Annotated in this window: 9 protein-coding genes; 8 read left to right on the forward strand and 1 reads right to left on the reverse strand. The window is 70.6% G+C overall.

Going from position 1 to position 14,958, the window contains the following annotated elements; genetic code table 11:
* Nucleotides 1–39: 39 nt before the first annotated feature.
* From ACWF7A_RS29505 to ACWF7A_RS29515, 3 genes are all read left to right on the forward strand, one after another.
* Nucleotides 40–1,152, forward strand: a complete 1,113-nt coding sequence (locus ACWF7A_RS29505; RefSeq protein WP_452253750.1) for an ATP-binding protein — start codon at nucleotides 40–42, stop codon at nucleotides 1,150–1,152.
* A complete protein-coding gene (locus ACWF7A_RS29510; RefSeq protein ID WP_452253751.1) occupies nucleotides 1,149–3,869 on the forward strand; it encodes a DUF5682 family protein in 2,721 nt (906 codons plus the stop codon). The genes ACWF7A_RS29505 and ACWF7A_RS29510 overlap by 4 nt, the downstream gene beginning before the upstream one ends.
* Before the next feature lie 213 nt (nucleotides 3,870–4,082).
* Nucleotides 4,083–5,936 carry a glycoside hydrolase family 76 protein gene (locus tag ACWF7A_RS29515; RefSeq protein WP_452253752.1) on the forward strand — a complete coding sequence of 618 codons (1,854 nt, stop codon included), beginning with the start codon at nucleotides 4,083–4,085 and terminating at the stop codon, nucleotides 5,934–5,936.
* On the opposite strand, the gene ACWF7A_RS29520 is transcribed toward ACWF7A_RS29515, so the two are convergent.
* Complete coding sequence (locus ACWF7A_RS29520; RefSeq protein ID WP_452253753.1) at nucleotides 5,923–6,948, reverse strand: LacI family DNA-binding transcriptional regulator; 1,026 nt, start codon at nucleotides 6,946–6,948, stop codon at nucleotides 5,923–5,925. The genes ACWF7A_RS29515 and ACWF7A_RS29520 overlap by 14 nt on opposite strands.
* Before the next feature lie 95 nt (nucleotides 6,949–7,043).
* On the opposite strand from ACWF7A_RS29520, the gene ACWF7A_RS29525 reads away from it, so the two are divergent.
* From ACWF7A_RS29525 to ACWF7A_RS29545, 5 genes are all read left to right on the forward strand, one after another.
* Nucleotides 7,044–8,723, forward strand: coding sequence for a glycoside hydrolase family 13 protein (locus tag ACWF7A_RS29525; protein WP_452253754.1), 1,680 nt, complete (start codon nucleotides 7,044–7,046; stop codon nucleotides 8,721–8,723).
* Nucleotides 8,724–8,739: 16 nt separating this feature from the next.
* A complete protein-coding gene (locus ACWF7A_RS29530; RefSeq protein ID WP_452253755.1) occupies nucleotides 8,740–10,104 on the forward strand; it encodes an ABC transporter substrate-binding protein in 1,365 nt (454 codons plus the stop codon).
* Nucleotides 10,105–10,107: 3 nt separating this feature from the next.
* Nucleotides 10,108–11,067, forward strand: coding sequence for a carbohydrate ABC transporter permease (locus tag ACWF7A_RS29535; RefSeq protein WP_452253756.1), 960 nt, complete (start codon nucleotides 10,108–10,110; stop codon nucleotides 11,065–11,067).
* The gene (locus tag ACWF7A_RS29540; RefSeq protein WP_452253757.1) at nucleotides 11,064–11,924 is read left to right on the forward strand and encodes a carbohydrate ABC transporter permease; all 861 of its coding nucleotides are present in this window, start codon (nucleotides 11,064–11,066) and stop codon (nucleotides 11,922–11,924) included. Before ACWF7A_RS29535 ends, ACWF7A_RS29540 begins: the two co-directional genes overlap by 4 nt.
* A 107-nt stretch (nucleotides 11,925–12,031) precedes the next feature.
* A complete protein-coding gene (locus ACWF7A_RS29545) occupies nucleotides 12,032–14,956 on the forward strand; it encodes a CBM35 domain-containing protein (protein WP_452253758.1) in 2,925 nt (974 codons plus the stop codon).
* The last annotated feature ends 2 nt before the right edge of the window (nucleotides 14,957–14,958 follow it).

The following is a 14,958-nucleotide window of genomic DNA, read 5'->3' on the forward strand; positions in this document are numbered from 1 at the left end:
TTCTTCCAGGCCGACCTTCCCGAAAGGCACCACAAGACCATGTCCGACCTGTTGCGCGCCCCCGCCGAGCTCAAGTACGCCGAGGAACTCGACTGGCTGGAGTCGGTCGACGACAACCCCAAGCCGTTCTCGTGGCGGTTGTCGCCGAAGATGATCCGCCTGTTCGTCCTGGGCGCCGAGCGGTCCGACGGCCTCGACCGGGAGGTCGCGCAGAAGTGGTTCGGCGACCGCGGCATCGTCGAGCGGGCCATCGTCACGCTCGCGTCCGACCGCGGTCTGCTGCTCATCGGCGACCCCGGCACCGGCAAGAGCTGGCTCGCCGAGCTGCTGGCCGCCGCGATCTCCCGCAACTCCACCCAGGTGGTGCAGGGCACCGCGGGCACGACCGAGGACCACATCAAGTACTCGTGGAACGTGTCGATGGTGATCGCCAAGGGCCAGTCCCGCGCGTCGATGATCCCGTCGCCGATCATGAACGCGATGGAGTCCGGCACCATCGGCCGGTTCGAGGAGCTGACCCGCTCGACCAGCGACGTCCAGGACGCGCTGATCTCCATCCTGTCCGAGAAGTACATCTCGGTGCCGGAGCTCGACAGCGACAACATCGTGTTCGCGAAGCCCGGTTTCTCGGTGATCGCCACCGCGAACAGCCGTGACCGCGGCGTCAACGACCTGTCGTCGGCGCTGAAGCGGCGGTTCAACTTCGTGCGCATCCCCGTGGTGACGAACAAGAAGAGCGAGGCCGAGATCGTCCGGTTCCGCACCGAGGAACTGCTGCGCCGCCACCAGATCGAGCTGGACGTGCCGCCGACCCTGCTGGACGTGCTGCTGCGCAGCTTCGCCGACCTGCGCGCCGCCTCGGCCGCGGCGGGCAGCGACGACGAGAAGCTGGAGTCCGCGCTCTCCACCGCCGAGCAGATCGGTGTGCTGGAGGACGCCATCCTGCACAGCAACTTCTTCGGCGACCAGGCGTTGACCGCGCGCACGCTCGGTTCTTCGCTGGTGGGGTCGCTGTCGCGGCGGGCGCCCGAGGACCTGGCGATCATGAACAAGTACCTGCACGGCGTGGTCGAGCCGCGCGGCAAGGACGAGGGCGGCGAGTGGCCGGAGTTCCTGGCCGGCGGCCGTGACACGATCGCCACCCTCTCGTGAGCTTCGAGTCGCTGCGCACGCAGCTGAACGAGGCGGCGACGACGTTCGCCGACGGACCGGGTGCCCTGGAGGGCATCCTGCTCGGCATGGTCGACGACGTGGACCGGGCGGTCTCCGAACCGCTGGAGATCTTCCCGGTCTGCCACCACTCGCCGTCGTCCGCGGTGGCCATGGCCCGCAGGCTGCGGGACAAGCAGCCGAAGGTGATCTACCTGGAGCTGTGCGAGGACATGGCGCCGCTGCTCACCGAGCTGCGCAACTGCCGTCTTCCCGTGGCGGTGCAGGCGTTCTCGAGCGAGGTCGACGGCTTCCCGGCCGAGTGGGCGCCGCTGTCGGTGGTCGCACCGATCACCGAGGCGTCCGCGGAGTACCAGGCGATCGCCTACGCGCTAGACACCCCGGGGGTCGAGCTGGTCCTGGTGGACCGCTCCTCGGACCACGTGTTCCAGTGGCAGCCGCCGGAGGCCAGGCAGGCGGACGACGACGCGCTGCACGGTGACGCGGTCGGCGTGGAGATCGGCGACCTGCGGCCGCGCTTCGCCGAGCTGGAGGAGCACCTGTTGCACCACGGCAAGGTGCGGCACTGGTCGGAGTGGTGGCACCAGTACGTCGAGCTCCCGCTCGGCGACAGCGACCACGACACGTACCGCCAGGTGATGTTCCTGATCGGCAGCCTGTTCCGGCGGCTCGCGCCCGGTGATCCGCACCGGGTGCGGGTCGACGAGGACCGAGAGCGCTACATGTGGACGAGGATGCGTGAGCACCTGGCGGCCACCGGCGCGGACCCGGCGGACTGCCTGTACGTGTGCGGCGCCTTCCACGCGGCCAGCCGGGTCGCGGAGTTCGGCGTCGCCGGAAGCGACGGCTTCGTGATCAGCCCGCGCAGTGCGACGGTGTGGCAGCACGGCCTGATCCCGTCGAGCCACGCGGCGATCGAGGCGCAGTTCGGTCTGGTGGCGGGTTCGGTGTCCATCGCGGCCACCGAGTGGGCCAAGAACTTGAGGCGCACCAAGGTGAAACCGTTCCAGCTCGCCGGCCAGGCGGGCGGGAAGAAGGCCCGCAAGCCCGCGGCGCTGCCCGGTCCGGCCGCGGACCTGCCCGCGGCCGACCAGCTCTCCGGTTTCCTGCGACGACCACCGGTGCTGGACCGTCTCGACGAGGCCGAGCTGCTGGACTGGTCCGTGGAGATCGTGCGGGCGGCCCGCCGCAACGGCTACCTGGCCTCCACCGCCGACGCGATCGCGGTCTTCGAGACCTCGATCCTGCTGGCGGGCATGCGCGACCGGGCGAGGCCGACGCCGTACGACTTCCAGGACGCCGCGGTCACCTGCATCGAGAAGGACGTCGTCCCCGGCCGCCGCGACGTCCGGCGCCTGGTCGAGATCATGATGGGCGGCGACCGCATCGGGCAGGTCGGCTACGACGCCCTGCCGCCGCTGGCCCGCGACGTGCACGACCGCCTGGCCCCGCTGGACCTCAAGCTCCAGCAACGAGGAGTCCAGCGAGCGCTGCTGGACATCACCTCGAAGCCGGAGCTGGAACCGTGCTCGAACCTGCTGTGGATGCTGCGCTACCTGATGCCCCACGGCGCGGCCCGCCCGATCATGGGCGAGCGGAAGCTGGGCGAACGCCCGATCCAGGAGTCCTGGGACCTTGCCCTCGGCACCCACCAGCGTTCGCTGATCGAGCTGGGCTACGAGGGCGTCAGCGTCGAACAGGTCGTGGAGCAACGCCTGCGCCGCAGCGCCTACGACCCCCGGGCGACGGCGGCGAGCGTCCTCGAAGCCGTCGAGGACGCCCTCCGCTACCTGCACAGCCCACGCCTGGCAGGCGAGCTGGGCACCAGAGCGCTGGCGGTGCTGGCGGGCGAACGCACGGTGGACGGCGCGCCGGAGGTCCTGCGCCACTCCCGCCGTCTGCTCGCCTACTACCGCACGAACGAACCCGTTCTGCCGCAGTGGATCGAGTCCTTCGTCCGCACCGGCTACGCGCACTACTGCACTTTGCTGCCGACGGCGTTCACCGAGGAGGAGGCAGGCGTCGACCAGGTGGCCGCGATGCTCGGCTTCCTGTTCAGCATGGAGTCCCTGGCCCTCTCCCTGGGGTGCGACCGCACCCAGCTGGAACTGGCGGTGGCCCAGTCCCACCCGGAGGAACCGTCGAAGGTGGCGCTCCTGTGGGCCGCCCAGGTCCACCTGGGCACCCTGCCGCGAGCGGAACTGCGTGCCCGCTGCGACGACCTGCTGGGCAACCCCCTGTCACTACCGAGCTATCCGCGCTACCTCAGCGGTTTCGTGCACGCCCTGGACCCGGTGCCGAGTCTGGTGGACTTCGTCGTGGAGACGATGTCCAACGCCTTCGCCCACCTGCCGGACCAGTTGCTGCTGCCCTGGCTGCCCACCCTGATCAGCACCCTGCGCTCGCGCGGCGCCCAGTTCGTCCCGCTGCTGATCCGCGAGGCGGGCCGGGTGTTCCCCGGCAGGCTCCCGGCGCTGGACGAGTGGGTGCCGCCCTGGCACGACCAGCCCGCGCCTGTCGCTGTGCGTGCGAGCGGCGGGAAGGGCCTGGCACTGCTGAGTTCGCACCCCGCCACCTGTGACGCGGTGGCGGAGTTGCTGGGGTGTGAGGGGTCGTGGCAGGCCGCGGCCGGTGGTGTGGCATTGCTCGACCGCTACCCGGACACCGCGGAGGCGCTGGAGGTGCTGCTCGCCACCTGAGCTGAGGCAGGCTCGCCGGCTCGGTCGGAGACGAGCCGGCGAGCGGGCTTTCCTCGTTGTGCCGCAGGCGTTCGGAACCGAGCTGGACCGACTCTCGTGCTCGGCGGTTCCCGGTCCGGGGGGCGAACGAGGCCCTTCGGAGTCTGTCCTGGACAAGAACCGGTTGCTCCGTTGACCGGACTGTTCCGCGGCCAAGACCATGAGAGCGTTCCCATGGATGCGGGGAGTGTGGTCGGCGTGCTGAACCTCGTGGTGGCCCTCCTGATGCTGGTGGCGCCGATCTCCGCACCGCCCAGCGTTCCGCCGCCCAGCAACTCCTCCACGCCCGTGGCCACGGCCGCCGTGGTCTGCGTGCTGTCCTGCGACACCCTCGACCCGTCGAAGGCCGCGCAGGAGACCTTCCCGGTGCCGGAGAAGCAGATCAACGGCCGCCGGCTGGTGCTGCACGCCTCGGACCGGGACGGCATGGCCTGGGCCGGCATCGACAACGGCGTCACCGGTGACTCGGTGTGGCTGGACAGGTCCTGGGACGGCGGCGCGAGCTGGGAGGGTCTGCTGGGCAGGGCGAGCATCCCCGGCTCGTGGACGGGCACCAGGACGTTGATGTACAACGTCACCGACCCCGGCCACCACCGGCGCGGCCTGATCCGGGCGTGTGGTGACGCCGCCGCGGTGACGTGCACCGAGTGGATCTATCCGACCGTGTGCGACGTGCTGTGCGACCGCACGAACGCCGGACAGGCCAACGGTGATCTGCAGCCGGTGCCGCCGACCACGCTGTACGGCCGGGTGATCAGGCTGCACACCGACGCGAACGGCATGGCGTGGGCCGGTATCGAGGCGGGCGGTGCGGGGGACGAGGTCTGGCTCGACCGGTCCTGGGACGGCGGTGCCAGCTGGCCGGGCGGGTCCTCGCTCGGCCGCACCTCCACACCTGCCGGAAACGTTTCGGCGCGCACCACCATGTTCGCCACCAGAGACCCGCGCGGGCGCCACTTCGGTGGGGCGGTGCGGGCGTGCGGCAGGGAAGCGGCGCACCAGGAGGGCAGCTGCACGGCGTGGGCGCGGCCGGTGCCCACGAGGACGCGGGCCGCCGCCGACGCGCTGCTGTACTCCTACGACCCGACCACCGCGTGGTGGCCGTCGAGCTGGTGGAACTCGGCGACGACGCTCTCCGCCGTGATGGACTCCGGCCTGAGGGACTACGACTGGGTCATCGCGCGCACCTTCGACGTGAACCGCGGGACCTTCGCGGCGGGGCAGCGGAGCACGGACCCGATCGAGGGCGACTTCATCAGCCGGTCGATCGACGACAGCGCGTGGTGGGGGCTCACGTGGATCGCCGCCTACGACCACACAGGTGATCAGCGCTATCTCGCCACGGCCACCACGATCGCGGCGTACGTGCACCAGTACTGGGACGCCCGCACGTGCGGCGGCGGTGTCTGGTGGGACCGGGAGCGCACCTACAAGAACGCCGTGACGAACGGCCAGTACCTGCGGCTGACCGCGGCGGTGCACCGGCGCACGCCGGGAGACTCGCTGTGGTTGCAGCGTGCCCGCACGGCGGCCGACTGGTACCTCGGCAGCGGGTTGATCAACTCGGCCGGGCTCGTCAACGACGGGCTCACCGGTGACTGCCGCAACAACGGCCAGACGGTGTGGACGTACAACCAAGGGCTGGGAGTCGGCGGGTTCGTCGAGGTGTGGCGAGCGACCGGGGACGTCAGGTACCTCGACACGGCACGGCGTCTGGCGGACTCGGCCATCGCCGGCACGGTGCTCACCCGCAACGGCGTGCTGACCGAGTCCTGCGACGTCGGCACGAACTCCTGCGACGACAACCAGAAGCAGTTCAAGGGCATCTTCCTGCGCTACCTGAACGACCTCGGAAAGGCCACCAACGCAGCCGCCTACCAGCGGTACGCGCGCCGGCAGGCGGACTCGGTGTGGGCCGCGGACCGCGACGCATTGAACCGGATCGGTCAGCGCTGGGCGGGTGGCAGCCCCAACCAGGTCGACTGGCGCACCCAGGCGAGCGGCCTCAACGCGGTCATCGGGACATAGGTGGCGCCGTCGAGTTGCGGGTCACCAGACGCACGTCCAGCACCAGGGGGTCGGACGGACGGTCGCCACCGTCGACGAGCGTGAGCAGGCGGTCGACGGCGTGGGTGGCCTTGCCGACGATGTCCTGTGCGATGGTCGTCAGCTTCGGCGTGATGTAGGCGCTGATGTCCAGGTCGTCGAAGCCGACCACCGACACGCGGTCCGGAACGCTCACGCCGGCCTCCCGCAGGCCCTCGATGAGGCCGATCGCCAGGATGTCGGCGGTGGCGAACACCGCCGTCGCCTCCGGGTGGGTGTCGAGCAGCCGTCTGCCCAGCGCGAGGCCGTTCTCGTGCGTGGTGTTGAGCGTCTCGACAGGACAGTCCGCAAAGGACGCGGAAGCGTCTGAGAACGCCTTGCGGAAACCCAGGAAGCGTTCGTGCACAACACCGACGTCGGTGAACGACGGACCGGCGAAGACTATCCGGCGGTGTCCCAGGGACAGCAGGTGTTCGGCGGCCAGGCGGGCGCCGGTGAAGTCGTCGGACCGCACGCCCGTGGTCAGGGGGTTGCCGGAGTAGCTGTCGATCGCCAGCACGGGGGTCGCGCCGGTGACCTGGCGGCGCAGGTCGGCGATCTCCTCGTCCAGGAAGCCCAGCAGCACCGCGCCGTCGAGGCTCCACGAGCGCAGCGCCTCGCCGATCTCGGACGTGTCGGCGACGCCGCGCAGCAGCAGGTGGTAGCCGCGCTTGCGGAGCCGGCGCTCTATCTGGCCGATGATCGCGATGTTGTGCGGGCTGATCGCGAGGCTGTCCTCGCTGGCCGCGGGCACGAGCAGGCCGATCAGGCGGGACTGGTTGGCGGCGAGGCTGCGCGCCGACGCGCTGGGCACGTACCCGCGTTCGTCGATGATCCGGCGCACCCGCTCGATGGTCTCCGTCGAGACCCGCGCGCTCTTGCCGTTGATCACGTTCGACACGGTCATCACGCTGACGCCCGCCGCCTCCGCGATGTCCTTCAAGGTGACCCGCAAGTGCGCCCCTCCGATTTCCGCCGTTGACACCCACCGTGCCGCAGGCTAGCTTTCCACACCACGCAGATATAGCGCTATACCTACTCTGATCAGCGATGATCGGCGCACCGCTTGTGCGCCTGGGTTCGAACGAGGGGAATCGCACCGTGACGACGGACAAGCCGCACGCGCCCTGGTGGCGCAGCGCGGTGATCTACCAGATCTACCCGCGCAGCTTCGCCGACGCGGGCGGCGACGGGATCGGCGACCTCGCCGGCGTGCGGTCCCGCCTCGGCCACCTGCGCGACCTGGGCGTCGACGCCATCTGGTTCACGCCCTGGTACCTCTCGCCGATGGCCGACGGCGGCTACGACGTCGCCGACTACCGCGCGATCGACCCCGCGTTCGGCACGATGGCCGACGCCGAGGCGCTCATCGCCGACGCCGCCGCGCTGGGAATCCGCACGATCGTCGACGTGGTGCCCAACCACGTCTCCAGCGACCACACGTGGTTCCAGGCGGCTCTGAAGGCGGGCCCCGGCTCGCCCGAACGGGAGCGCTTCTGGTTCCGCGAGGGCAAGGGCGAGCACGGCGAACTGCCCCCGACGAACTGGCGGTCGAGCTTCGCTGGCGGGACGTGGACCCGCGTCACCGAGGCCGACGGCCGGCCCGGCCAGTGGTACCTGCACCTGTTCGCGCCCGAGCAGCCCGACCTCAACTGGAACCACCCCGACGTGCGGCGCGAGCACGAGGACGTGCTGCGGTTCTGGTTCGACCGCGGCGTGGCGGGCATCCGCGTCGACTCGGCGTCCATGCCGGTCAAGGACCCCGCACTGCCCGAGGTCCCGGAGACCTACGCCGCCGGGGAGCACCCGTTCATCGACCGCGACGAGCTGCACGACATCTACCGCGGCTGGCGGGCGGTCGCCGACTCCTACGCCGAACCGCGGGTGCTGGTCGGCGAGGTGTGGCTGGATGACCAGAAGCGCTTCGCCCGCTACCTGCGCGCCGACGAGATGCACTCGGCGTTCAACTTCGACTTCATGGGCCGTCCCTGGGACGCCAAGGAGCTGCGCGACTCGATCGCGTCCACTTTGGACGCCCACGCGCCCGTGAACGCACCCGCGACGTGGGTGCTGTCCAACCACGACGTGACCCGCCCGGTGACCCGGTACGGCCGTGCCGAGACGTCGTTCGCGTTCCTGGCCAAGCGTTTCGGCGAACCCACCGACCTGGAGCTGGGGGAGCGGCGGGCACGGGCGGCGGCACTGCTCACGGCGGCGCTGCCCGGCACGCTCTACCTCTACCAGGGCGACGAGCTGGGCCTGCCCGAGGTCGAGGACCTGCCGCTGGACGTGCTGCAGGACCCGATGCACTTCCGTTCGGAGGGCGTCGACCCCGGCCGCGACGGCTGCCGAGTCCCGTTGCCGTGGAGCAAAGCCGGCACCTCCTGCGGCTTCGGGCCCGAGGACGGCGAGCCGACCTGGTTGCCGCAGCCCGAAGGCTGGGGCGACAGGTCCGTCGAGGCGCAGAACGACGACCCCGCGTCGATGCTCTCGCTGTACCGGTCCGTACTGGCGTCCCGACGCTCCGAACCCGGCCTGCGCGGAGAGTCCTTCGACTGGGTGGACCTCGGCCCGGACGCGCTCGCCTTCCGCCGCGACGACGTGGTGTGCGTGGTCAACCTCGGCCCCGATCCGCTCCCGCTGCCCCCGCACCACGAGGTCCTGCTGACCAGCGCCCCGCTCGACGGGACCCACCTGCCGACCGACGCCGCCGCGTGGCTGCGCGCGTAGTTCCCCTGGAGAGACAATGAAGTCCCACCGCACAACACTCGCCGCCGCTCTCGTGCTGCCTCTCGCACTCGTCGCGTGCGGGTCCAGCCCCGACGACGAGCTCAACGCCGACGGCAAGGTCGTCCTCACCGTCGCCATGGACGCCGGGCTCGAGAGCAAGGCCATCGAGGCGTTCAACGCCCGCGTCGCCCAGTTCGAGCAGGCGAACCCCGACATCGACGTGAAGCCCCAGGAGTACACCTGGACGGCGGCGACGTTCACCGCGCAGCTCGCGGGCGGCACGGCTCCGGACGTGCTGACCGTGCCGTTCACCGACGGCCGCGGGCTCATCGAACGCAAGCAGATCGCCGACATCAGCTCGAGGGTCGGCGCCCTGCCCTACGCGTCGGGCCTCAACCCGACCGTCGCCAAGGCGGGCCAGTCGGCCGACGGCAAGCAGTGGGCGGTCCCGATCGCCGCCTACGGCCAGGCGCTGCACTACAACCGCACCCTGTTCACGCAGGCGGGACTCGACCCGGACAGGCCGCCGACGACGTGGGCCGAGGTCCGCAGCGCGGCCAAGCAGATCACCGACCGCACCGGCCAGGCCGGCTACGCGCAGATGACCCAGGGCAACACCGGCGGCTGGATCCTCACGACGCTCGACTACGCGTTCGGCGGGCGCACCGAGAAGATCAGCGGGGACACCGCGGAGGCGACCGTCGACACCCCGGAGATGACCGAGGTCCTCACGACGCTGCGCGCCATGCGGTGGGACGACAACTCGATGGGCGCGAACTTCCTCTACGACTGGGCGGGCATCAACCAGGACTTCGCCGCCGGACGCATCGGGATGTACGTCTCGGGCGGCGGCAACTACGGCAACCTGCTCACCCAGAACGGTCTTGAGCCCGCCGACTACGGCGTGGCCGCACTGCCTCTCGCCGACAAGCCCGACGCGGGTGTGCTCGGTGGCGGAACGCTCGCCGTCGTCAGCTCGAACGCGGGTGAGCGGGGCAAGGACGCCGCCGTGAAGTGGATCGACTTCTACTACATGGGCAAGCTCACGAACCAGGACGCCGCGGTCGCCGACGCGAAGACGTTGTCGGACACCAAGCAGCCCGTCGGAGTGCCCGCGTTGCCCGTGGTGGACCGGGCGACGTACGACAAGCAGCAGGAGTGGGTCAAGCAGTACGTGAACGTGCCGCTGACGCAGATGAAGCCCTACACCGACAAGATGTTCGACCAGCCGCTCGTCACCGAGCCCACCAGGTCCACCCAGGAGGTCTACAAGATCCTGGACACCACGGTGCAGAAGCTGCTCACCGACCGCGGCGCCGACGTCGCCGCACTGCTCGAGGCTGCTGACGCCGACGCGCAGAGCACGATCGGCCGGGGCTGAGCGGTGGCCGTCCAGTCCCCGGTCCGTCCGGCGGCGGTCGTCGCACCGCCGCCGGCTCCCCGACGCAGGCGCTCACCCTCCACCTGGGTCCGTCGCGGCGGGCTGACGAACCTGCTGTTCCTGCTGCCGTTGCTGGTGGTGTTCGGGGTGTTCTCCTGGGCGCCGATCGCGCAGTCGGTGGTGATGAGCTTCCAGCGCACGAACCTCGTCGGCCCGGTGCACTTCGTCGGGCTCGACAACTTCGCCCAGGTGCTCGCCGACCCCCTGCTGTGGACCGCGGTCGGCAACACGCTGTGGTTCGCGGTGCTGGCACTGGTGTTCGGGTACCCGATCCCGCTGGTCGCCGCCGTGCTGATCAGCGAGGTCCGGGCCCGCCGCGGCCTGTTCAGCGCGCTGGCGTACCTGCCGGTCGTGGTGCCGCCCGTGGTCGCCGTGCTGCTGTGGAAGTTCTTCTACGACGCCAGTCCGTCCGGGGTGTTCAACACCGTGCTCGGCTGGGCCGGTCTCGGTCCGTGGCAGTGGCTGCAGGACCCCGGCAGCGCCATGCCCGCGCTGGTGCTGGAGGCGACCTGGGCGGCGGCCGGCGGCACCGTCATCATCTACCTGGCCGCGCTGGCCGGGGTGTCCGCCGAGCAGTACGAGGCCGCCGAGATCGACGGCGCGGGGATCTGGCGCAAGATCTGGCACGTCACCCTGCCGCGGTTGCGCGGTGTGCTGCTGGTGACGTTCATCCTGCAGATCATCGGCACCGCGCAGGTGTTCCTCGAACCGTTTCTGTTCACCGGCGGCGGACCGGCGAACTCGACGATGACGGTCCTGCTGCTGATCTACGACTACGCCTTCGGCAGCAGCCTCGGCGGTGACTACGGCGCCGCCACCGCGCTGAGCATCATGCTCGCCGCCGTGCTGGCCGTGCTCTCCGCCCTGTACCTGCGAGTGACCAAGTCCTGGAGTGCGACGTGAAGCGCGGGCTGATCTCCCCGTCGGAACGGGCCACCCCGGCGATCCGCCGGACGCTGGGCGTGGTCCAGGCGTTGCTGCTGGGAGCGTTGCTGCTCACCGGACTCGGGCCGATGCTGTGGCTCGCCAAGGCCGCGATCACGCCCACCCAGGACACCCTGCGCGCACCGTTGACGCTCTTCCCGAGCGGCGTCGACCTCGCCAACCTGCTCACCGCGTGGACGCGGGTGGAGATCGACAAGTACTTCTTCAACACCGTGGTCATCGCCGCCGGGTCGTGGCTGGTGCAGCTCGTCGTGGCCACCACCGCCGGATACGCCCTGGCGATCCTGCGGCCCCGCTACGGACGGCTGGTCACCGCCGTCGTGCTCGGCACGCTGTTCGTCCCGGCGATCGTGCTGCTCGTGCCGCTGTACCTGACGGTCGTGCGGACCGGGATGATCAACACGTTCTGGGCGGTGTGGCTGCCCGCCGGTGCCAGCGCGTTCAACGTCGTGCTGGTGCAACGGTTCTTCGCGAACCTGCCGCGCGAGGTGCTGGAGGCCGCACGGGTCGACGGCGCCGGTCCGGTGCGGGTGTTCTGGTCGGTGGTGCTGCCGCTCTCACGCCCGATCCTGGGCGTGGTGTCGGTGTTCGCGGTGGTGGCCAGCTGGAAGGACTTCCTCTGGCCGCTGCTGGTGCTGCCCGACCCGGCGGTGCAGCCGCTCTCGGTGCGGTTGCCCGCGTTGCAGCGCTACGTCGAGCTCGACGTGTTCCTCGCCGCGCTCGCCATCTCGTCGGTCATCCCGGTGGCGCTGTTCCTGGTGTTCCAACGGCTGTTCCTGCAGAGCGGTGCGCTCGAGGGAGCGGTCAAAGGTTAGGTCGCGTCCGGCACGTCCGTCCGCGTCTCTCGACCGTGACTCTCATCGAACCGACGTGCCTGACACGACCTCGGCCCTGTCCCGATTCGCCTAGGAGAACAACAACGATGTTGAGGAAACTCCCCGCGGCCGTGAAGGTCGCGGTACTCGCCGCTGCCCTCGTGGCGGGCGGCATCACCGCGGTCTCGGCCGCCCCCACCGTCCACCAGGCCGAGTCCGCCGCGCTCTCCGGCGGGGCCCGCGCCGAGACCGAGCACGCCGGGTACACCGGCAGCGGGTACGTCGGCGGGTTCACCGACGCGAACCGCGGCAACGCCGCGTTCACCGTCACCACGAGCGGCTCCACGGCCGGTGCGAACCGGCTGGTCCTGCGCTACGCCAACGGAACCGGCGGCGCGCGCACCGTCACCCTGGCCGTCAACGGCGGCTCCCGGCAGCTCTCGCTCCCGGCCACCGCGGGCTGGGCGTCGTGGGGGACGGTGAGCCAGGACGTCACCCTGAACGCGGGCGCCAACACGCTCGCCGTGCGCTACGGCACCGCGGACAACGGCAACGTCAACCTCGACAGCCTGTCGGTGGAGCCCGTGGTTCCGGCCGCCGGGGTCGTCGAGGCGGAGTCCGGGGCGCTGTCCGGTGGTGCGCGGGTGGAATCCGAACACGGCGGGCACACCGGCAGCGGGTACGTCGGCGGGTTCACCGATGCGAACCGGGGCGCGGCGGCGACGTTCGCCGTCTCCTCCACGGCGACCAAGGCGAAGCTGGACCTGCGTTACGCCAACGGAACGGGCTCGCCGCGCACCATGACCGTGACGGTCAACGGTGTGGCGCAGCAGGTGTCGCTGCCCGCGACCGCGTCGTGGAGCGAGTGGGCCACGTCGAGCGTCGCCGTCACCACCGCGGTCGGGTCCAACACCGTCGCGGTGTCCTTCGGCGGCAACGACAACGGCAACATCAACCTCGACAGCGTCGCCCTCACCCCGGACACCAGCACCCCCACTCCGGAGGGCACCGTCGAGCTGGAGAGCGGCTTCCTCGGCGGCGGCGCCGTCACGACCACCACGGCGGGCGCGACCGGGTCCGGCGCGGTGTCCCTGCCCGGTGCGGGTGCACGGGTCATCCGCACGATCAACCAGACCGCCGCCGGCTCCGCCACCATCTCGTTGCGGTACACGGCCTCCGCGACCGGGACCGTCACGACCTACGTCAACGGCGTCAAGGGCGCGCAAGTGAACCTCACCGGCGGCAGCGGCTGGCGCACCGCCACCCACACCGCGACGTTGCGCGAGGGCCTGAACATCATCGGTTACCAGGACGCGACGGGCGCACAGCTCGACAACATCGCCGTGACCGGCTCGACCGCTCTGGCCGCTCGCGGCGCGACCGTCCCGTTCACCACCTACGAGGCCGAGGCCGGGACCACCACCGGCACCAAGCTCACTCCGGGCCGCAAGTACACGACCGACGTCGCCGAGGCCTCCGGGCGCAGCGCCGTCACGCTCACCGGCACCGGCCAGCACGTGCAGATCACCCTGACCAAGCCCGCCAACGCCCTCACCGTTCGTGCAAGTGTTCCCGACGGCACCACCGCGCCGCTGGCCGTCCACGCGAACGGCACCAAGGTCCGCGACCTGTCGCTGACCTCGAAGTACAGCTGGATGTACGGCGGCTACCCGTTCGCCGAGGGGCCGGGCGGGGCACGCCCGCACCGCTACTTCGACGACGCGCGCGTCCTGCTCCCGCAGACCTACCCCGCGGGCACGGTGATCCGCCTGGCCAAGGACACCACCGCCAGCGCGTACATCACCGTCGACCTCGTCGACGCCGAGGTCGCCACCGCGACGCCCGCGCCCGCCGGGTACGTCGACGTCCGCACGCACGGCGCCAACCCCGGTGACGGGGCGGACGACAGCGCCGGCATCCGCGCGGCCGTCGCCGCCGCTCAGGGAACCGCGGCCAAGGGCGTGTGGCTGCCCGCGGGCGCGTACAACCTGAACAGCATCGTGAACGTCAGTGGCGTCGACGTGCGCGGCGCGGGCATCTGGCACACCGTCCTCAGTGGAGCGAACCGGCGCGGCGGGTTCGCGATCACCGGCGCGGGCACGACGATCGCCGACCTCACCTTCGACGGCGACGTCACCACCCGCGACCCGGACGAGGCACCGAACTCCGACTCGTTCATCGAGGTGGAGTCGGGTTCGGCCTCGACGGTGTTCAACGTGGCCACCAACCACGCCAAGACCGGCCTGTGGCTCAAGCAGGCCGACGGCTTCTACGCCGCGGGCCTGCGGGTGCGCAACACCATGGCCGACGGCCTGAACATCAACGGCAACAACGGACCCACCACCAACGTCCGCGTCGAGCAGAGCAGCTTCCGCAACACCGGCGACGACGGCATGGCCATGTGGTCCTGGGACCGCAACAGCGCGGTGAGCCGCAGCGTGTTCGCCTTCAACACGATCTCGCTGCCGATCCTCGCCAACGGTGCCGCGATCTACGGCGGCACGGACAACCGCGTCGAGGACTCGCTGATCAGCGACACGGTGTTCAACGGCGCCGGAGTCATGGTCTCCAGCTGGCACGAGGCCAAGCCGTTCGGCGGCACCACCGCCGTGCAGCGCACCACGCTGACCAGGGCCGGTACCCGCAACTGGGACTGGAACACCCACACCGGCGCGGTCTGGGTGTTCGCCGAGCGCGCCGACATCACCGGGGCGCTGGTCCTGAAGGACCTGGAGATCACCGACTCCAGCTACCACGGCGTGTTGTTCAGCTGGAACAAGGCGATCACGAACCTGACCGTCGACGACGTCCGCGTCAACGGCACGGGCGGGGCGACCGAGGCGTTCACCGACGACAAGGGCGTCGCCGTGTCCAACGCGGGCTCCCACGGGATGCACTTCAACCTGGTGACCGGCACCGGGCGCTTCGACCGGGTGACCGTGTCGGGCGTGAAGGGGACCGGCAGCCAGGGCATGGCCAACGACGAGAACCGCTACACGATCCAGCGCGGCACCGGAAACTCCGGCTGGTAGAG

The organism is Lentzea sp. NPDC055074 (genome assembly GCF_053608005.1).